This window comes from Vallitalea sp. (assembly GCF_025211055.1).
Classification (GTDB): Bacteria; Bacillota; Clostridia; order Lachnospirales; family Vallitaleaceae; genus Vallitalea.
The window spans coordinates 1-19,473 of record NZ_JAOARO010000087.1 but is presented as its reverse complement, the minus strand read 5'-3'; the positions used below and the strand labels follow the sequence as shown (position 1 = coordinate 19,473).

Sequence of the window (19,473 nt, the reverse complement as noted above, 5' to 3'; positions counted from 1 at the left end):
ATTTTTTAATGTTTTCTCTATAGGTAGTATTTCTAGTTCTTCATATGACGATTTATTGCACTGATTAAAGCTCTTATAGAAGCTAGATTAATATTTGAATCTTTTCCTATACCAAATTTCACTTCATCTTTTTCATTTATAAGCCCTATATAAGCAACTGCTTGAGCATCTGCTCCACCATTCATACTGTGTTCTTCATATTCAACTAATTTGAATGGTTCTATATCTAATTCTCTTATACCTTTTACAAACGCTGCAATTGGACCATTACCTATACCTTTGACCTGTTTTGTTTCACCTCTAAAAGTTACTTCTGCTGAGACGGTTACTCTTACATCTTTTTTCTTAGTATCTTTATCTTCAATTATACTTTCGAATCTATTCAATGATAAGATGCTGTCTTGCTCAAAATACTCTTTATTGAATATATCAAATATCTCTTGAGGATTTAATTCTTTTCCTGTTCTATCAGTTACACCTTGTATTAATTTACCTACTTCTGGATGCATTTTCTTAGGTAATCTATAGCCATATTCTGATTGAAGTATATACGCAATGCCACCTTTTCCAGACTGGCTGTTAATTCTGATGATAGCTTCATATTCTCTACCTATATCTGAAGGATTAATTGGAAGATAAGGAACTTCCCAGTATTTATTCTCGTTTTGATTATTAACATCCAAACCTTTTTTAATAGCATCTTGATGCGAACCAGAAAAAGCTGTATAAACCAATTCCCCTGCATATGGATGACGCTCATGAACTTTTAATAATGTACACTCTTCATATACGTTAATTATATGGTTAATGTTATTAATATTCAATTCTGGATCAATTCCTTGTGAATATAGATTCATAGCAACTGTCAACATATCTAAGTTACCTGTTCTTTCACCATTACCAAATAAAGTACCCTCAACCCTATCAGCTCCAGCTAACATTGCAAGTTCAGTAGCTGCAACACCTGTTCCTCTATCATTATGAGTATGGACACTTATGATAACCCTGTCTCTACAACTAATATTTCTACTGAACCATTCAATCTGGTCAGCATAGACATTAGGCATAGACATTTCAACTGTAGCAGGTAAATTAATGATTATTTTATTTTCTTCTGTTGGCTCCCATGCTTCTATAACAGCTTCACAAATATCTAATGCATAATCAAGTTCTGTTCCAGTAAAACTTTCTGGTGAATATTCTAGAATAATTTCTTGGGCATTGCTTTTTTTAGCACATTCTTTTATTAATTTGACTCCATTTACTGCTATATCAATAATAGCTTTTTTATCTTTCTTAAATACAACTTCTCGTTGTAATGTTGATGTAGAATTATATACATGGACAATAGCCCTCTTACAACCATCAATAGCTTTAAAAGTCTTTTTAATAAGTTCTTCTCTCGCTTGTGTAAGAACTTGAATTGTCATATCATCATCTAGCATATTTTCTTCAATTAGTTTACGTGTAAAATCAAATTCCGCTTTTGAAGCTGAAGGAAAACCAACTTCAATCTCTTTAAAGCCCATTTCTTTTAATAGATAAAACATCTTTGTTTTCTTCTCAACATTCATAGGTATAGGAAGCGATTGATTACCATCTCTTAAGTCAACACTACACCAAATAGGTGCTTTTTTTATTGTATTGGAAGGCCACCTACGGTCATCTAATTTTACAGGTTCGTATTTTTTATAATTTCTAAAACTCATTCCAATTCCTCCTCCAAATGATTATTATTGTCAATTTAACTAAACTTAGTCATTATTTTTACTTATAAGACAAGAAAAGAAGCTACTTTTTTATCTTTTTTAAGAATAAAAAAACCTGCATCTCTTGATTCAAGAGACGAAGGCCCGTGGTACCACTCTTATTTATTTCTTTAGTAGAAATACACTTAGATGGATATAGTAAATGATAATTAACAAAATGTTTATAAATAGCGCCTATAAAATACACCTATAAAAATGGTGTATATAAATTAAAAAACCTTTCGTCAAAAGAGACGAAAGGTATAATTTATCGCAAACCACTCTTTACAAAAACAAATTTGTAATCCTATAGATACAGGTAACATTTACCGATATCCTGCCAATCTAACGGTTGGGTTCCGTCTCCTCCTACTAAACTTTCAGCGAGCAACTCCAAGGCGAGTTCAATATTTATCAAATGCTATTTCACACCAACCAATAGCTCTCTGTAATAATCCAAATATCTACTATTCCTTTTCACAGTCTTTTTACATATCAATTTTTTAATATATTATCATCAATTTATCCATTTGTCAATATTAAAAATGTATTTTTTTTAATTTACTAGTATTTTTATACATATAAAAACTATCTATTTAATTCTTTTTTTAATTTGTCTATTCCTGCTTCAATTCTTCTTATAGATTCTTCTTTACCTAATATATCTGCTAAGTCAAAAGCACCACCTGGTGTCATAGCTTTTCCTGATAAAGCAGTTCTCAAAGGCCATAACATCTGACCATTCTTGATACCTAATTCCTTAACAAAAGCCATTACAGCTTCGTGTAAGCTATCTACATCAAATTGTACTTGCCCCTTTAACATTGGAAGAATCTTTTCCAAATTCTCTAATGAGTTTTCTGGATTAGTCTTCATTCTTTTATGATTATACAGATCAATATTATAATCTGGTAATTCTTCAAAGAAGTCAAGATGAGCAGGTATATCTGTTAAAACTTCCACTCTTGATTTAATCAAAGGACTGATCTTTCTAAGATCGATATAGTCTTTTGTAATAACTTCCTTCATAAAAGGTAAAGCTAACTCATGGAATCTATCGTCTGACATTTTTTTGATATATTCCCCATTCATCCATTTGAACTTTGTCATATCAAATACAGCTGGAGATTTATTAATATGTTTATAATCAAATTCTTTTATAAGTGCTTCTTTTGTGAATATCTCTTCATTAGATCTTGGACTCCATCCTAACAGTGCCACAAAATTAACTATTGCTTCTGCAAGGAAACCTTGTTCTATAAGGTCTTCATATGATGAATGTCCACTCCTTTTACTTAATTTTTGATGTTCTTCATTAGTTATTAGAGGACAATGTACATAAGTAGGTACTTCCCAACCAAACGCTTCGTATAGTCTATTATACTTTGGTGAGGACGATAAATATTCGTTTCCTCTTACAACATGAGTTATTCCCATTAGATGATCGTCAATAACATTAGCAAAATTATATGTTGGATAACCATCTGACTTTATTAAAATCATATCATCCAATTCTGAATTATCTACAGTTATAGTTCCATATATATCATCATTAAATGATGTACTTCCAGTAGCAGGGTTATTCTGTCTAATAATATATGGTACATTATCAGTTAATTTTTTTTCTATTTCTTCTTTTGATAAGCTTAGACAATGTTTATCATATCTGTAAGTTTCTTTTGCTTCTTCTGCCTTGTTACGTAAATCGTCTAGTCTTTCCTTATCACAGAAACAATAGTATGCTTCCTCTTTATCTATTAATTCTTTTGCATATTTTAGATATATCCCTTGTGCTTGTCTCTCACTTTGAACATATGGACCTACACCACCATCTTTGTCAGGTCCTTCATCATGTATTAATCCAGTGTTTTTTAGAGTATTATAAATAATCTCTATAGCACCCTCTACATATCGCTCTCTATCTGTATCTTCTATTCGAAGTAAAAAATCTCCATCTTCATGCTTAGCTATTAAATAAGCATATAGAGCTGTTCTAAGATTACCAACATGCATTCTACCTGTTGGACTAGGTGCAAACCTAGTTCTAATTTTAACTTTTTCCATGTTACTGCCTCCATTATTTATTGATGTGTTTTATCAATATTTATATCAATACATTTAGCTATAATATTATATTAAGTTTTTATATAAGTCAACTAGATATATCCAATTTCATCATATTATATAATATTTTTTGCTAAACTGAATCTCTAACCGTATTAAACCTATGAATATTGATATTAAGACATAATATATATTGTTCACCTTTTGAATCCACTATGTACTTGGAAACCCCTAAACATATGTTATTGGTCAGTAATGAATGAAATGGTTTTGTTATCCAAACATCTAAGATTGTATTAACTAATCTTTCATAAATCTCTTTTTTAGAGAAATCCATATTTTTTTTGGATATATTAAATATTGAAGAATTTCTTGTTCTAAAATTATCTTTATTAATATAAGCATCACTAACCTGGATACCATTCATATCTAGAATCCAACAATTCTCAACATATGAATACTCATTAAATATTTGTTTGAAATTATCTTCTTCATGCCCAATATCAATACCGTCAATTTGTTCTTTTATGCTATTCATAAAATTAATAATCTTTGTCATGGTACTTCTATTACTATCAACTTTATTTTTAAAATAATATTCTTCCATATTATCTTTTTGTTGAAAATTATGTATTATATCATCAATTTTACTAGAAGATAATTTGCTAGGTCTAGCTATATAATAACCTTGAACAAACTGAGCTCCACATTCAATAAAAAAATTAAGGTCTTTTTCACTTTCTATACCTTTTGCAACTACAACCATTCCCATCTCATGTGCTATAGAAGATATGAATTTCAATAAGTATTTTCTATACTGTTCACTTTCCAGTTTTTGAAGTAAAAAAGTATTGATTTTAATGATATCTGGGTTAATTAATAATATCTTATCAAGATTATAATAATCTTTACCCATATCATCAATACTCATATAAAAGCCTTTTGCCCTATATTTTTCAATAAAGACTTCTATCTCTTTTACAGAGTATAAATCAAAATCACATAAATCTATTGCAATATTTTCGTATGGAATATTATACTCATCTGCACACTCGATCAAATAATCACAAGTAATTGAATAAGATATAAAGCTATTCTCAATATTAATAAATAATAGAGTACTTTTATTATTGTGATATATATGAGTAAATTCTTGTATTGCTTTTTTTACACATAATTTATCTAATTCAACAGTGAGTCCCCACAGTTTAGCTTGTCGAAATAATTCATTAGGATTAATACTTGTATTGGTGTTAGGATCAACTCCTCTTGCTAATGCTTCAATACCTACAGCAAAATCCTCATGAGGTGATAAAATAACTTGCATTAATATATCAATGCTCTCCTGTTCTATGATATCTGTAATACTAATGTTATTCATTATAATTACCCCTAGTTTTTATTTTGTCAATATTCTAAAATTTCTGGTTCTATTGCACTCTTAATTACAACTATCTAACTAAAAATTCTATAGTCCACTGATTTAACTAGGTTAATTATATCAATTAACTATTATATTGTAAATAAATTGTTACTCTCTCCTTATCATTGAGTATTTATTTTATTTGTTGAAGTATGGAACTTAAACTTTCAACATTTTTATTATCTAGCAGTGGTTCAAAAATATCCCCTACCTTTTTTATCCTATCCAAGGCATTGAATATAGTAAAATCTTGTGGTTTGATACCTGCTTTTACTTCTTCCCACTTCACTGGCATTGAAACAGAAGCATACTTGGTAGCTCTTGGGGAATAAGGTGTAATAATGCTTTTTCCTTCCCACATCTGTAAATAGTCAAAATATAATTTTTTTCCTCTTTTTTCTTTTAGTCTTTCTATAGTTATGATATCTGGATATTTATTAGCAAAATACTCAGCAAAAAATTTACTAATCTGCCTAGCTTTATTGTAATCATATTTTTCTCCAATAGGTATATATATCTGTAATCCAGTTGCACCAGAAGTTTTTACATAACTGGCAATGTTAAGCTTATTAAGTGTATCATATACTTTCAAAGCTACTTCAATAACCTGTTCAAAGACTTGTCCTTCTGATGGATCAAGGTCAAATACTAGATTAGTAGGTGAAAAAGGTTTTTGTGTTCTGTTGAAGGTTGTATGAAATTCAAGAGAAGCTAGATTGCCAAGCCATAAAAGAGTAGCTTGTTTATTAAGATTAATATACTCACTTCCATCTTTCCATCTAACCGAGTCAACAAATTCTGGAGCATAACTTGGAACCTTTTTCTGATAGAAGAATTTTTTATCGTACCCGTCAGGATACCTTATAGTAGTCAAAAATCTATCTTTTGCATGTTCTATAATATATGGTGTTATATATATTAAGTATTTTATATAATCCACTTTTGTTATACCAAGCTTAGGCCATAATAATTTATCTGGATTTGATATTTTTATTTTATTATTGTCTACCATAATAATTTTATCCACGATAGGTATACTCCTCTCCAATAGCTTCTGTAGCTTTTTTTGAACTAAAACCTATTATCTTTGGATGTCTTAAAGAGTTGGTATTTGTCCATTCTAAAAAGCTGATCCAACAGGTTAAAATAGGTTTTACCCATATGACATTTCTAGCTTTATCTATATTAATAAAGGGACTTTTATCTATACTGATTACACTCATGTATTCTTTTAGTAGATTAAGATCAGATTCCTTGAGTCCTATTCCCCCATTACCAATATAAATAATATTTCCTTCACTACTATATATTCCCAATAATAGCGATTTTATCTTACCATTACCTAACTGTATCCCCCCAATAGCTGTCAACATCTTTTTGAATATTTTAGTCTTGTACCACATATCATGTTTTTTGCCAGCTATATATTTACTCTTTATATTTTTGGATACTATACCTTCATAGTTTTTCTCTTCCATCAATTCATATAATTTTCTTCCATTATTAAATGAATCAGTTATTGTTATTATACTGCTTTTATTTAGTGTTTTATGGAGAATCTCTATTCTATCTTCTAAGGGGTAACTTCTTAAGTCTTTACCGTCTAAGAATAATATATCAAAAGCAATATATTTTATTGGATATTTATTTGCATAATATTTTATCTTAGACTTATTTCTGACTCTTTCTCTATTAAGTATATGATTAAAGGTGGGCCGTAAGTTATCATCAAGAACTATGATTTCACCATCAATAATACCATTTTTCCCATTAAAAAGATGATTAATCTCATTTAATTCAGGATAATAATCTGTTCTTTCATTACCATTTTTAGTAAAAACCTTGTGAGTATAATTGTCTATATACGTAATACCTCTTATACCATCCCATTTTATTTGATGTATGAAGTCATTATCCTCAATTATTTCTGTAGATAAAATAGGTTCCATGAGTTTTATTAATTCCATAATCAAAAGCCTCTCTATCTAACTTGTTTGTTTCTTTTTCTTTGATGTAGGTTTTTTCTTCTTTGTTGTAGGTGGTTTAACTTTCCCAGTCTTAGTCTCTTTCAAGCTAGCTTGTAGTGCTTCCATTAGATCTATCACATTTCTCTCTGGAGCTTCTTTGGTTACTTTTATTTCTTTGCCTGATATCTTCTTGTTAATTAATTCAATCATGGCTTCTCTATAATCGTCTTTGTATTTACTTGGATTAAATTCAGCTGTTAGATTATCAATTAATTGGTTAGCTATATTAAGTTCTTTTTCATCCACTTGTTCATCTTCTGGTAAACCTGGTACCTGACTAATGGGACGTACTTCATCTGGATAGAATATGGTTTCCATTACAAGTACATTCTTATATACTCTAAGAGCCGCTAGAGATTGTTTGTTTCTGATAGTTATAGTTGCTATAGCTATTTTTCCTGTTTCTTCCATTGCTTTTCTAAGGAGCTTATAAGCTTTTCCAACTATATCTTGTGGAGCAAGGTAATATGTTTTGTTAAAATATATGGGGTCTATCTCCGAAAGATTTACAAAATCAACTATCTCAATGGATTTACTGTTAATTTCATTTTTAACTGAATTCAAATCTTCATCACTTATAACTACAAAATGACCAGGCTCATATTCAAATCCTTTTACTATATCCTCTTCTGCAACCTCTTTGTTACATGTTGGACAAATTTTTTTATATTTAATCGGAGTATTGCACTCTTTATGAATATATCGAAATCTAATATCTTTATTTTCAGTAGCCGCAAACATTTTTATTGGTATATTGACTAAGCCAAAACTAATTGACCCTTTCCACATAGTATGCATATATTCGTCTTCCCTTCAATAAATTTAATAAAAATATACTAATTCTAATAAGTTGATAACAATATGCTATATAGAAAATCATGCTATATTCTTATTGCTAGTTATCTTATTATTTGTAAAAGCTAATGTAATAATTCATATAATCTCAATCATATTATTTAATAATAGGGTTATTACTTCTATTGTAAAGAAAGGAGATTTATATGATTTTTAACGAAATATACGTATACGATGAAAAAGGTAAAATCCTAATGTTGACTAATGAGAAACAACTTGATTATTATCTAAGACTAGGCTTTAAAAGAATTACCGAAGAAGAAGCAAAAGCTCTACCTGATTATGACAAAATAAAGGAAATTCTTGATTTATAATACATGACTATTGTTTATTAAGATGGTATACTACAATAAAGAAAAATCTTTAAAAAAATACATATTAAGGAGTTGAAGGTAATGACACCTAGAAAAAAATATTATGAAAACACAAGTAAGAATCTGATAAAACAATTTCAGAAAAGAAGGATTGAAGCTTATTATTGCGAAAACAAAGAACTAGCAAAAGATAAAATTCTTGAATTAATAAAGGATGGTTCTTCAGTTTCATGGGGTGGTTCAATGACTTTACATGAAATTAACTTATTTGATTCTCTTAAAAATGGTAATTATAATCTTTTAGACAGAAGTACTGCTAATAATAATGAAGAAGTATCAGAAATATATCATCTGGCTCTTTCTGCTGATTACTATCTAATGAGCTCTAATGCTATCACACTTGATGGTAAACTAGTCAATATTGATGGCAATGGTAATAGACTTGCTGCTTTAATATATGGTCCTAGTAATGTAATCGTCGTTGCTGGAATGAATAAAGTTGTTTTAGATGAAGAATCTGCATTAAATAGAGTTCGAAATGAAGCCTCACCTATTAATACAGTTAGATTAAATAAGAATACACCATGTTCAATCACAGGTAAATGTAGTGATTGCCTTAGTGATGATTGTATTTGTTGTCAAACAGTTATTACAAGAATGTCACGGGTTCCTAATAGAATTAAAGTTATTCTTGTTGGAGAAGAATTAGGATATTAATGTATATTTATTCATTTTTAATATTTTATGGCTGCCTTTCTATATGTTGACATAGATATATATGTATGATAATATCATTCAGTAACACATACATAGTTATTCTAGGCATTATAAGAAAGGTGGTTATTTTTGTGAAAAAAACAAGAAAGTTATTTACTATTTTGTGTATGTCACTTGTTCTTTGTTTTGTATCAATTAATTACAATTTTCAAGTAGCTTATGCAAATCCTGTACCAAGCAAGCAGCAGCCTGAGCAACCTAGCATATGGGCATTAGAAGATGTTCAGATGTTAAGTATCTATGATATTATTGATATATCTATGTTTAAAGAGTATCAATCAAATGTAACTTATAGAGAATTATATACTGTAGGTGTTAAGTTATATGAAAAACTAACTGGCAAAACAGTATCTGATGAAGATATAACAATTGATGATATAGCTTTACAAAAAGCTGCTTACAAATTATTTAACGTATTTTTATTAGATGATAATATGAATGTTGTAGTTACAAGAAAAGATGTTGTAGACGTTCTATATAATGTTATCAAAAAAGCTGAACCAACTTTCGACTACGAACTAGATTATTCCCTTACCTATGATGATATCTCATCAATGGATGGTAATCTTAATGGTGTAATATACTTAGTTTCTAATAACCTTCTAAATGGTATCGGTAATAATAAGCTAGGACTTGAAAATAGTTGTACTAAAGAACAACTTTTCGCTTTAACAAAAAGAGCTTATTATTATACAATTCAAAAATCTAATAGAGCTGCAAAAGGTGCTTTTTGGAAAGTTAGTGGTGGAAAAAATACAGTTTATCTCCTAGGTTCAATACATATAGCAGATTCAAGTATTTATCCAATGAATGATGACATATTAGAAGCTTTTGATTCATCTGATGCTTTAGCTGTTGAAGTTAATTTATTAGACAATAGAGAAGGAATTGCTTATATGCAGCAAAAAATGGTATATTCTGATGGAACTACTATAGAGCAACATGTTTCAAAAGAAACTTATGAAGCCTATGAAGAAGCAATGAAGAGTCTTGGTGTTCTTACAAAAGAACAATATGATTTATTAAAACCTTGGAGTGCGGCTTTTACTATTCAAAATCTACAAGTTGCTGATCAATCAATCCAAGCAGGACTTGGTGTAGATGTTTATTTTATGTCCAAGTCATTATTTAGAAAGCCAATAATTGAAATCGAAGGCTATAAATTTCAAACTGATTTATTTGAATCATTTGCTCCAGAGTTCCAAGAGCAATTTTTACAGAGTGTATTAGTAAAGCCAGAAGAAAAAGAAGAAAACAACGAAGATGTTGACCCTGCTATTGATTCTATGGATAATATTGATGTAATAGCTGGTATGTTAGAATCTTGGAGAACTGGAAATGTTGAAGAATTAGAAAAATCAGTTGCATATGATGAAAATTCTACTGATGAATTTACTAAGAAATTCTGGATTGATAGAAATGATCATATGTATGAAAGTGTATTAAGTTATCTTAATGATGATAGTGGAAAAACTTATTTTGTGATAGTTGGAGCTGGTCATATGGTAACAAATGCAGGGATAGTTAAGAAGTTAGAAGATGAAGGTTATAGTGTTGAACAGATAAAATAGCTTTTGTTTTGAGGCATAAAAAATAGTTAGTTTTGTGATTTGGGACTAACGTATGGGTATATTAGTGGTATATGATTCGTTTTACTTGCCTTACTCCAAAGGAACGGTCTGCGTAAAACGAACCATATACCACTTTTTTATGCCCGTTATTTCTAATATCATGAGTGTATGGTCAACTATTTTTCATAAGTGATTTTTATGTATTTCATTATAGAAAAAGCTCAGTGGGGTTAGCACTGAGCTTTTTGGTATATTATTTATTTTTAGTATAGTGGATATTTTTTTACTAGGTCTTTTACTAGATTTTCTGCTTTTTCTTTGTTGTTTTCGAAATCGCTTAGTGCTAGGTATATGATTTCAGCGATGGTATCCATATCTTCTTCTTTCATTCCTCTTGTTGTAACAGCAGGTGTTCCAAGTCTTATTCCGCTAGTTACAAATGGACTCTTAGGGTCAAATGGTACTGTGTTTTTGTTACATGTTACTGATATTTCGTCTAGTAATTTTTCTGCTACTTTACCAGTTAAGTCCATATTTTGAAGGTCAACTAATAGTAGATGATTATCAGTTCCCCCTGATACAAGATTCAATCCTCTTTTAGTTAGACCTTCTGCTAAAGCTTTAGCATTGTTAATTACTTGTTGCTGATATTTTTTAAAATCATCTGATAAGGCTTCTTTGAAGCTGACTGCTTTTGCAGCTATAACGTGCATCAAAGGTCCACCTTGGGTACCTGGGAATATAGCTTTATCAATTATCTTAGCATATTTTTCAGGACATAAGATAAGTCCACCTCTTGGTCCTCTTAATGTCTTATGAGTTGTAGATGTTACAAAATCAGCGTATGGTATTGGACTTGGGTGAAGTCCTGCAGCAATTAGTCCTGCAATATGTGCCATATCCACCATTAGGTAAGCTCCAACTTCATCAGCTACTTCTCTAAATTTCTTGAAATCTATAGTTCTAGCATAAGCACTTGCTCCTGCTACGATAAGTTTTGGCTTGCTTTCTTTTGCGATTTTCATTAGTTCATCGTAATCAATATAACCATCTTTGTTCACACCATATGGTACAATTTTATATTGTTTACCTGAAATATTAACAGGGCTTCCGTGTGTTAAGTGTCCCCCATGTGATAAATTCATACCCATAATAGTATCACCAGGATTAAGTACTGCAAAGTAAACAGCTAAGTTAGCATTAGCACCAGAATGAGGTTGAACATTAGCATGTTCTGCACCAAATAGTTCTTTTACTCTGTCTCTTGCTAGATCTTCCGCTATATCTACACATTCACAACCGCCATAATATCTTTTACCTGGGTATCCTTCTGCATATTTATTAGTTAATTGGCTACCCATTGCTGCTAATACTGCTTTTGAAACAAAATTCTCTGATGCTATTAGTTCAATGTTATCCCTTTGCCTGTTTATTTCCTTATTCATTGCATTTGCTAGTTCTTTATCAACGCTTTTAATTTCATCAAATGTATACATCTACATACCTCCATTTTTACTTAGTAAATTGATGAAATCATTATAGCATAAGTTAATCTATATTGGAATACGCATTTGATATATTTGATTCATTTCCTTTTTTTATGAATTTATGAAATACCTAGCTTAACATTCATTAATAATAAGAACAATATATATAAATATTAAAAATACCTAGCCCTGATAAGAATATAAGGCTAGAATAATTCCTATTAAAAATATTATATATTATAATTTTGAATATTGAATTGATACCTTATTAAGTATAGTGTACAATGTATTTGATTAGAATAACAGTTAGATTGTATATAAAATATTAAGAAATAAGCTAGTTTTAATAAAAGAATAATTATAAGGTGATCATATGAACTATAAACTAATTTTCAAATCAGCTATTCTTTCAGGAGAGATCATGTTAAGAAACGGTGCTGAGACTTATAGAGTTGAGGATACTATAAATAGAATATTGAAAACAACTAATTTTCAGGTTATAGAATCCTTTGTTACACCAACAGGAATATTTGCCACTTTAGACGATCCAACAATTGAAATGATTACATATGTGAAAAGGGTTAATAAACGAACTATTCATCTATCCAAAGTAGAACTTACTAACGATATTTCTAGAAAATATTGTACCAATCAACTTACTATAGAAGAAGCTTACGAAAAATTACTTGAAGTTAAAGGAAAACCTACTTATTCAAATATGCTGACAATCCTATCTACTGGTTTGGCCGCTGGTTTTTTTACAACAGTTTTCAGTGGAAATATTAAAGATTTTATTGTATCTTCTATTATCGGTGCCAACTTAGCTATTATAGATATATTTTTCAAAAAGTTGAATATATATAAATTCTTTTATGATATAGTTGGTGGTTGTTTAATTGCACTGTTCTCTATTTTATTTACTAAACTTATTCCTCTAGGAACAAACTTGAACTTAATAATTATTGGTTCCATCATGCCTTTGGTTCCAGGTGTTGCTTTTACCAATGCCATTAGAGATACCATTGAAGGTAATCTATTATCTGGTATATCAAGAGGTGTAGAAGCTTTAATTGTAGCAGCATCCATTGCAACTGGTGTAGGAGTAGTTCTAAAACTATATTATTTGTTATCTGGGGGTATAGCAATATGATCATTCAAGTTATAGCAGCTTTTTTTGCGACTTTGTTTTTCTCAATACTTTTTAATATCTCAAAGAATCAGCTACTTTATTGTGGTATAAACGGAGCTATAGGCTGGCTTGTTTATTTATTAACAATAAATATGGACTCCATTGTTTTTTCAACATTTCTTGGAGCTTTAACTATTAGTATTATAGCCCATATATTATCTAAAATAAGGAAAGCACCTGTTACAATATATTTAATTGCAGGTATTATCCCTTTGGTTCCTGGAGCAATATTATATAAGGCTATATATAATATTGTTATTCAAGATTATGGTATGTCTACATACTATGGCATACAGGCTATAGAACTGGCATGTGCTATAGCTGTAGCAGTTTTTTTGGTTGCTTCTGTAACAAAATCTCCACGAATGAAAAAATAATATATTGAACTTAATGAATTCAAGTTCAATATATTATTAGTTTTATAGTATGTCCATATCATATTTATCAATAATTATTTTTTGTCGTCCCACTTCTTAGTTTCCATTCCTTTATCATTAAGTACCCCTAGTAGAATCCCTATTGTGCATAGTCCTTCAACAATAATCATAACATTTTCATTAGGAACTTTTACACCTGCCGCAACAAGCATCATAATAATTGTACTAGCTATACTAATAATTACTTTGGTATTTGTTAACCTTCGTAGAATCTCTTTTTTCATCTACTACACCTCCTTTTTAAGTAATCTAGCTATAACTGTTGCTAGTTCCCCTCGTGATACTTTTTCATCGGGTTTAAACTCTCCATTGGGATATCCAGACATTATACCTTGTAAAACAATCTCGTTTATATACTGTTCTGCCCAATGCCCCTTAATATCAGTTAAGGTATTTTTATTATTCAATGCTTGTATAATTTGATCAAATGGGTATTTTTCTCCTGGACAATTTGGTTTCCTTCTTGGGTCAATTTCGTAATGCCCAAGTATATGTTTTCTATCTAAGAGTATATCAACATTCCATTTTCTTTTAACATAATCTATTATATATTGATGTAACCAAATGGTTGCTGCTAACTGCTTATTTGTTAATTTTCCTCGTGTCATCTTATGTATTCCTTCATGTTCTATAGAAACCGAATACCAATTAGGATTAACTCCCATCTCTTTCACAATAGAAGCAGTAGAATATTTTCTATTTTGTGAACTAATTCCATTAGCCCATGCATTATCTTCAATCTTAACAAATTGATATATCTCTCCTAATTTAGTAACAAGAAAATGTGCTGATGATACTGTATTACTAGAACTAGTAAACCAATTTATAGTAGATTTTTCTGTTCCTTCTGTTATGTGGTCAACAATTATTTTAGGGGCATGTCCTCTTCTGGTAGACTTGTTAGTGTTGTTATTTCCTTTCCAAATAATTTTATAATTATCCATTTATTCACCTCACTTTCTTATTTCTTCTTAAGTGTTTTATAATACCTAATTCATTATATGCTTATAAAAATGAGAAAGTGAACGTTATAAGAAATTTTGATTAGGTCATAACTTTAATTGTATATTTTCTCGTACTAAAAAAAGGCACTGTACATAAATAATTACATACACTGCCTTTTAGTCTAGGAATTTGAATTAACTTTTTTTCTTTTTTTTCTTGCATACTCAGCTTGCTTGTCCAAACACTCTTGACATCTTAGATATCCTGTACTATGTGGTTTACTGCAATCAATGCACAAACCCTGCTCTTTCCTAGATTCTTTTAATTTTCTTGTGTAATACGTACTTTTCATTGTTCCTCACTCTTTCTGACAATCATTCTAGTATATATTTTGTCCTTTATTAGAAGTTATTAAACTAATTATCTTTCTACATATTACCTATAAATAATATTCTACCATCATATATATGGTAAATCAATACTTTCCCGAAATCACTGAATATTAACTTATTTAATATTATATTGCCAATATCCTACATCTATCCATCTATTAAATTTCAGACCAACTTTTTCAAAATGTCCTGCTTTCTTGAATCCAATTTTTTCATGTAATTTCACACTTGGTTCATTAGGCAACGCTACTACTCCCATAATTACTCTATAATTAAGTTTTTGTAATCTATCAATTAATTCTTTATACAAAATAGTTCCAATACCTCTACCGTTATAATCTTTATCTAAGTATATTGAGGACTCAACGCAAAAACGATATGCACTTCTACCTCTCCACTTTGATACATAAGCATACCCAACTACTTTACCCTTATCTTCATATACTATAAAACAATATTTGTCAGTAATATATTTAATCTTATCTGTCATATCTTCTACTGTGACATTTTCTTCTTCAAAAGTAACAATTGTATTTTCCACATAATAATTGTATATATTACATATTGCCTGAGCATCACTTAATTTTACATCTCTAATCATATAAGTATTCCTTTCTAGTATATTTATTATAGTATTGATATCTTCGTATTCATTATTATATATGTTATTAGCTTATACAATTGCTATCACTTCTAATTATTCAGTTCATCAATAATTATATTAACTTCATTTAATGAATTACATATGTACCTTGCGTTTTTTGTAGCTATGTCTGATTCAGTAATGATATCTGGTATCCATATAGGTATCATATTCGCCCTAGATGCGGCTAATATACCGTTTTCTGAATCCTCTAAAACAATGCATTTTTCTGGATTTATCCCTAATTTCTTACTTGCCATAAGAAAAATATCTGGTTCAGGTTTTCCTTTTTCAATCTCATCACCGCAAACGATGGTGTTGAAGTAGTCAACTATATTAGTTTTTTTAAGTAACTCTAATGCATCACTTCTATTGGTTGATGTTGCAACCGCTGTAGGAACTTTTATTGACTTACAGTATTTCAAAAATTCTATAAGACCTTCTTTTATTGGAACACCATTTAATGACATATATTCTTTAGTGTAATCTATCCTAACTTTTCTCACTTCCTCAAAAGGGAAATCATTTCCAAGATTCTTAACAAGCAGTTTTCTAGTATCTACTAGAGTTCTTCCTACAGCTTTTATCATCAATTCCCTACTTATTTTATATCCAAATTCTTTACCTGCCCTTTCCCAACTATCCAAAGCAATACTCTCAGTATCTAACATTAATCCATCCATATCAAAAATTATCCCTTGTATCATAATAATTGCACTCCTTAATTTGATTTTCACTAATTCATTTAATGAAGATATACTCTTTTTATAATGATAATATTATTGTTCCCTGTTATACTAATCATTATATCAACTCATTAATTTAACTTCAAGAAATTTTAATTAAGTACAAACCTTGATGCATAGAATATTAGTGGAGGTGATAATTTAATAGTGGATGGGTACAAAGTAACGTCTTATATAACTAATTTATCCACCGGAGAAAGAGTTCCATATAATTCACTGACAAAAGAACAAAAAATAGAAGCTGAAAAAAAGATGATTTACCAAATGGTAAATGCTATAGGATATAGTGTAAAAAGTATGAAACCAACAAAAAATCAATAAAGCTATGTACCTAGAGTCTAACATTAGTTAGACTCTAACTTGCTATATCCTATAAGCAATTGTCACACTCTGTTTTAGTAGCTGCTTCATCTGCTGGAGTTGGATCTTCTACTGGGTCATAACAACAAGGTTTAATTGTTTTTGGTCTAGTACATAACTCCAGTGGTTGAATACTTTGTTCTAACAAATCACCTTCAACAAATTCTAAACAAGGATTTTGCTCGCAAGGGTTAATTGGTATACATTTTGGTGGTACACAAAGTCCTGCATGTTTAAGTCTATACTGGATAAAGTAGATAGTCTTTAGATATAATGATAATCCAACAGCCATACATCCGTCATCAAGGTCAAATTCTATAACTTTTGCTAATCCTTGGCAACCAATACCTTGTCGTAATTCATTATTTCTATCAGGTCCCTCAACAAATCCTAAATAATTTATACAAGGAATACATTCTTTACACTCTCCATAATATGAAACACCATATGGAGCATATAAATCAATTGTTATTGATGGTGGATTCGTATCATCATCACAATGTGGAGAATCTTTATCTGGGAGATATAGTGCTTGGAAACATTCTTCTGCTAATACTCTGCAATGTCTGTCTAATAATTTTGCTGCGAATCTAACTTTTAGTTTAGATAATGTAACTCTAACACAGTTAGGTCTTTTAGGTAAAGTTTCAACACATGAACCATCAATCTCACCAATACTAAAATCAATATCAATAACTTTTAATTCAATAGCTTTAGTACATGGATTATCTTCAAGTAAACATTCTGGTATCTTTATTTCTCTACAAAGATTAATACCGCATTCGTCAAATACTACTGGAGCAACACAAGTCAATAACTTAGGTTCACCTAATAGTCAAAGGAACACATATATCAATCATTTCTATAATAATTTATTTGAATTATTTTTTTTGCTACATCCACTTCTATTTTATCAATAAACGAACTATACATTTTATTTCTAATATGAATTGGATATTTATTAGTAGTAAATACATTGTGTAGTAAAATAGTTTTTTCTTCATCAAAAGATATACTGCTTATACTTTCTAATTCTTTCATTAGATTTTTACGTTCTTCACTTAATCTTGATTTATTTTCTCTGTATTCTTCAATAGAATCAATGTCTTCAATGTAAGCTTTTTTAATCTTATCATACATATTGTCTAATTTATTCAACTTACTCAAAATAAATTTTCTTTGGTTATTCATATATATTTTCTTATGTTTTGTAATGACTAATACATTATTAAAATCTTTAACCAATTTATCTTCCACCAATTTCTCAATAAAACTGACTCTAATCATCTTTCTTTGGAGACATGCTCCTTCAGAGCTTTTTCTGCATCTGAAATATGAATATCTTTTTTGATTATTTTTGTATACCATACTTCCTTTACAATATGCACATTTTATTAAACCTGACAGATAATGACTATATTCATTGGAATGATTGATCCTCTTAGTTTTTTTCATCCGTTCTATCTTTTTTTCCGCTTGATGGTATATATTATCATCAATTATCTTTTCATGGTTACCACTTGAAACTATCCACTCTTCTTCTTTTTTTAGTACACCATTTCTATTTTTCCTGTTCCATCTTACAATGCCAATATAAAATGGATTCTCCAGAATATATTTTATGGACTTACTTTGAAATAATCCATTATTCTTGGTATGATACCCCATATTATTTAGTGTATTAGCTATATTAACATAGCCCATATTATCATTAACAAATTTATTATAGATAAACTGTACAATTTCTTTTTCATTATCATCAACAACTACTTTCCCATTGACGAATTTATATCCTAGAGGAGGTCTTGTTTGCATTCCCCCTCTTCTTGCTTTTTCCTGCATACCCTTTTTAACTTCATCTGACAGATTAAGTGAATAATATTCAGCCATAGCTTCTAGCATACTCTCAAGGATAATGGAGAATTTATCTTCTTCCAACTGTTCTGTTATACTGATAACTTTTATATTACAGTCTTTTTTTAGAAGTGATTTGTAAACTACGCTATCCTCTCTACTTCTAGCAAATCTATCGAATTTATGAACCAAAATTACATCAAATGGCTTTGGTTTCTCTTTTGCCTTCTTAATCATGGTCATGAAAGCTGGTCTTTTATCAGCTTTCCTACCTGAAATTCCTTCATCTATAAATATATTACACTTAGGTATATATATATTATTTTTTTGGGCATATTTCATAATTGCATTTTTCTGGGCACTTGGGCTGTATTCTAGCTGCTCTGAAGTACTTACTCTTATATAAGCTGCACCTATAACTTGTAATCACCTTACGATACATTCTTCTTATTATATTCTATTTTATAATCTACTACTTTATTATACCCACACAAATTATTAGGGGGCTGTCGTTAAATAGACTAGCCCACACATAAAAAAAGTCAGTGTAACTCATTAGGAGTTAGGCTGACTTTTTTACAAGAAAAAAAGATGCCTAACGATAAACATCTTTTCTCCGCTACATATACATTGTATAATGT

At 29.7% G+C, this 19,473-nt stretch carries 20 protein-coding genes and 1 other annotated feature; of the genes, 6 read left to right on the top strand and 14 right to left on the bottom strand.

Features of this window, described 5'->3' with window-relative positions; all coding sequences use genetic code 11:
- Positions 1-32: 32 nt before the first annotated feature.
- The 6 genes from leuA to ku form a co-directional block, all read right to left on the bottom strand.
- Positions 33-1,709, bottom strand: a complete 1,677-nt coding sequence (gene leuA, locus N4A55_RS12475; protein ID WP_293756878.1) for a 2-isopropylmalate synthase — start codon at positions 1,707-1,709, stop codon at positions 33-35.
- A 286-nt stretch (positions 1,710-1,995) separates the two neighbouring features.
- Positions 1,996-2,238, bottom strand: a binding site (T-box leader).
- Positions 2,239-2,336: 98 nt separating this feature from the next.
- Positions 2,337-3,812, bottom strand: a complete 1,476-nt coding sequence (gene gltX / locus N4A55_RS12470) for a glutamate--tRNA ligase (RefSeq protein ID WP_293756875.1) — start codon at positions 3,810-3,812, stop codon at positions 2,337-2,339.
- A gap of 133 nt (positions 3,813-3,945) precedes the next feature.
- Positions 3,946-5,193: an EAL domain-containing protein gene (locus N4A55_RS12465; RefSeq protein ID WP_293756872.1), complete on the bottom strand. Its 1,248-nt coding sequence runs from the start codon at positions 5,191-5,193 to the stop codon at positions 3,946-3,948.
- A 175-nt stretch (positions 5,194-5,368) separates the two neighbouring features.
- A complete protein-coding gene (ligD, locus tag N4A55_RS12460; RefSeq protein ID WP_293756870.1) occupies positions 5,369-6,262 on the bottom strand; it encodes a non-homologous end-joining DNA ligase in 894 nt (297 codons plus the stop codon).
- Positions 6,255-7,202 (bottom strand): ATP-dependent DNA ligase, encoded by a 948-nt coding sequence (locus tag N4A55_RS12455; RefSeq protein ID WP_293756868.1) that lies wholly within the window; start codon positions 7,200-7,202, stop codon positions 6,255-6,257. The genes ligD and N4A55_RS12455 overlap by 8 nt, the downstream gene beginning before the upstream one ends.
- 18 nt (positions 7,203-7,220) lie before the next feature.
- Entirely contained in the window at positions 7,221-8,060 is an 840-nt protein-coding gene (gene ku, locus N4A55_RS12450; protein WP_293756866.1) for a non-homologous end joining protein Ku, read from the bottom strand.
- Between the two features lie 203 nt (positions 8,061-8,263).
- Between ku and N4A55_RS12445 the strand changes: the two genes are divergently transcribed.
- The 3 genes from N4A55_RS12445 to N4A55_RS12435 all read left to right on the top strand — a co-directional run bounded on the left by N4A55_RS12445 (position 8,264) and on the right by N4A55_RS12435 (position 10,779).
- Positions 8,264-8,431, top strand: coding sequence for a hypothetical protein (locus N4A55_RS12445; RefSeq protein WP_293756864.1), 168 nt, complete (start codon positions 8,264-8,266; stop codon positions 8,429-8,431).
- Between the two features lie 81 nt (positions 8,432-8,512).
- Complete coding sequence (locus N4A55_RS12440; RefSeq protein ID WP_293756862.1) at positions 8,513-9,148, top strand: lactate utilization protein; 636 nt, start codon at positions 8,513-8,515, stop codon at positions 9,146-9,148.
- 131 nt (positions 9,149-9,279) lie between these two features.
- Entirely contained in the window at positions 9,280-10,779 is a 1,500-nt protein-coding gene (locus tag N4A55_RS12435) for a TraB/GumN family protein (RefSeq protein ID WP_293756860.1), read from the top strand.
- A 263-nt stretch (positions 10,780-11,042) separates the two neighbouring features.
- Here N4A55_RS12435 and glyA read toward each other — a convergent pair whose 3' ends face one another.
- Positions 11,043-12,275 (bottom strand): serine hydroxymethyltransferase, encoded by a 1,233-nt coding sequence (gene glyA, locus N4A55_RS12430; RefSeq protein ID WP_293756858.1) that lies wholly within the window; start codon positions 12,273-12,275, stop codon positions 11,043-11,045.
- 364 nt (positions 12,276-12,639) lie between these two features.
- Between glyA and N4A55_RS12425 the strand changes: the two genes are divergently transcribed.
- Positions 12,640-13,416, top strand: coding sequence for a threonine/serine exporter family protein (locus tag N4A55_RS12425; RefSeq protein ID WP_293756856.1), 777 nt, complete (start codon positions 12,640-12,642; stop codon positions 13,414-13,416).
- Complete coding sequence (locus N4A55_RS12420; RefSeq protein WP_293756854.1) at positions 13,413-13,832, top strand: threonine/serine exporter family protein; 420 nt, start codon at positions 13,413-13,415, stop codon at positions 13,830-13,832. The genes N4A55_RS12425 and N4A55_RS12420 overlap by 4 nt, the downstream gene beginning before the upstream one ends.
- Before the next feature lie 74 nt (positions 13,833-13,906).
- On the opposite strand, the gene N4A55_RS12415 is transcribed toward N4A55_RS12420, so the two are convergent.
- The 5 genes from N4A55_RS12415 to N4A55_RS12395 all read right to left on the bottom strand — a co-directional run bounded on the left by N4A55_RS12415 (position 13,907) and on the right by N4A55_RS12395 (position 16,579).
- A complete protein-coding gene (locus tag N4A55_RS12415) occupies positions 13,907-14,116 on the bottom strand; it encodes a hypothetical protein (protein ID WP_293756852.1) in 210 nt (69 codons plus the stop codon).
- A 3-nt stretch (positions 14,117-14,119) separates the two neighbouring features.
- Positions 14,120-14,836 (bottom strand): N-acetylmuramoyl-L-alanine amidase, encoded by a 717-nt coding sequence (locus tag N4A55_RS12410; RefSeq protein ID WP_293756850.1) that lies wholly within the window; start codon positions 14,834-14,836, stop codon positions 14,120-14,122.
- 182 nt (positions 14,837-15,018) lie between these two features.
- Positions 15,019-15,189, bottom strand: coding sequence for a hypothetical protein (locus N4A55_RS12405; protein WP_293756849.1), 171 nt, complete (start codon positions 15,187-15,189; stop codon positions 15,019-15,021).
- A gap of 155 nt (positions 15,190-15,344) precedes the next feature.
- Positions 15,345-15,830 carry a GNAT family N-acetyltransferase gene (locus N4A55_RS12400; RefSeq protein WP_293756847.1) on the bottom strand — a complete coding sequence of 162 codons (486 nt, stop codon included), beginning with the start codon at positions 15,828-15,830 and terminating at the stop codon, positions 15,345-15,347.
- A 92-nt stretch (positions 15,831-15,922) separates the two neighbouring features.
- On the bottom strand, positions 15,923-16,579 hold the full coding sequence (locus N4A55_RS12395) for an HAD family hydrolase (protein WP_293756835.1): 657 nt from the start codon (positions 16,577-16,579) through the stop codon (positions 15,923-15,925).
- Between the two features lie 186 nt (positions 16,580-16,765).
- On the opposite strand from N4A55_RS12395, the gene N4A55_RS12390 reads away from it, so the two are divergent.
- Positions 16,766-16,939 carry a hypothetical protein gene (locus N4A55_RS12390; protein ID WP_293756832.1) on the top strand — a complete coding sequence of 58 codons (174 nt, stop codon included), beginning with the start codon at positions 16,766-16,768 and terminating at the stop codon, positions 16,937-16,939.
- 49 nt (positions 16,940-16,988) lie between these two features.
- Here the strand turns inward: N4A55_RS12390 and N4A55_RS12385 are convergent, their stop codons facing one another.
- Both N4A55_RS12385 and N4A55_RS12380 read right to left on the bottom strand, forming a co-directional pair.
- Complete coding sequence (locus N4A55_RS12385) at positions 16,989-17,792, bottom strand: hypothetical protein (protein WP_293756829.1); 804 nt, start codon at positions 17,790-17,792, stop codon at positions 16,989-16,991.
- A gap of 38 nt (positions 17,793-17,830) precedes the next feature.
- Positions 17,831-19,234: a recombinase family protein gene (locus N4A55_RS12380; RefSeq protein ID WP_293757224.1), complete on the bottom strand. Its 1,404-nt coding sequence runs from the start codon at positions 19,232-19,234 to the stop codon at positions 17,831-17,833.
- Positions 19,235-19,473 lie beyond the last annotated feature (239 nt).

What these genes read in the sequence shown, in the direction of transcription:
- ku (WP_293756866.1), bottom strand. Translation starts at nt 8,060, where the DNA reads ATGCATACTATGTGGAAAGGGTCAATTAGTTTTGGCTTAGTCAATATA.
- N4A55_RS12395 (WP_293756835.1), bottom strand. Translation starts at nt 16,579, where the DNA reads ATGATACAAGGGATAATTTTTGATATGGATGGATTAATGTTAGATACT.
- glyA (WP_293756858.1), bottom strand. Translation starts at nt 12,275, where the DNA reads ATGTATACATTTGATGAAATTAAAAGCGTTGATAAAGAACTAGCAAAT.
- N4A55_RS12425 (WP_293756856.1), top strand. Translation starts at nt 12,640, where the DNA reads ATGAACTATAAACTAATTTTCAAATCAGCTATTCTTTCAGGAGAGATC.
- leuA (WP_293756878.1), bottom strand. Translation starts at nt 1,709, where the DNA reads ATGAGTTTTAGAAATTATAAAAAATACGAACCTGTAAAATTAGATGAC.
- N4A55_RS12420 (WP_293756854.1), top strand. Translation starts at nt 13,413, where the DNA reads ATGATCATTCAAGTTATAGCAGCTTTTTTTGCGACTTTGTTTTTCTCA.
- N4A55_RS12465 (WP_293756872.1), bottom strand. Translation starts at nt 5,193, where the DNA reads ATGAATAACATTAGTATTACAGATATCATAGAACAGGAGAGCATTGAT.
- N4A55_RS12455 (WP_293756868.1), bottom strand. Translation starts at nt 7,202, where the DNA reads ATGGAATTAATAAAACTCATGGAACCTATTTTATCTACAGAAATAATT.
- gltX (WP_293756875.1), bottom strand. Translation starts at nt 3,812, where the DNA reads ATGGAAAAAGTTAAAATTAGAACTAGGTTTGCACCTAGTCCAACAGGT.
- N4A55_RS12410 (WP_293756850.1), bottom strand. Translation starts at nt 14,836, where the DNA reads ATGGATAATTATAAAATTATTTGGAAAGGAAATAACAACACTAACAAG.
- N4A55_RS12440 (WP_293756862.1), top strand. Translation starts at nt 8,513, where the DNA reads ATGACACCTAGAAAAAAATATTATGAAAACACAAGTAAGAATCTGATA.
- N4A55_RS12445 (WP_293756864.1), top strand. Translation starts at nt 8,264, where the DNA reads ATGATTTTTAACGAAATATACGTATACGATGAAAAAGGTAAAATCCTA.
- N4A55_RS12415 (WP_293756852.1), bottom strand. Translation starts at nt 14,116, where the DNA reads ATGAAAAAAGAGATTCTACGAAGGTTAACAAATACCAAAGTAATTATT.
- N4A55_RS12400 (WP_293756847.1), bottom strand. Translation starts at nt 15,830, where the DNA reads ATGATTAGAGATGTAAAATTAAGTGATGCTCAGGCAATATGTAATATA.
- N4A55_RS12405 (WP_293756849.1), bottom strand. Translation starts at nt 15,189, where the DNA reads ATGAAAAGTACGTATTACACAAGAAAATTAAAAGAATCTAGGAAAGAG.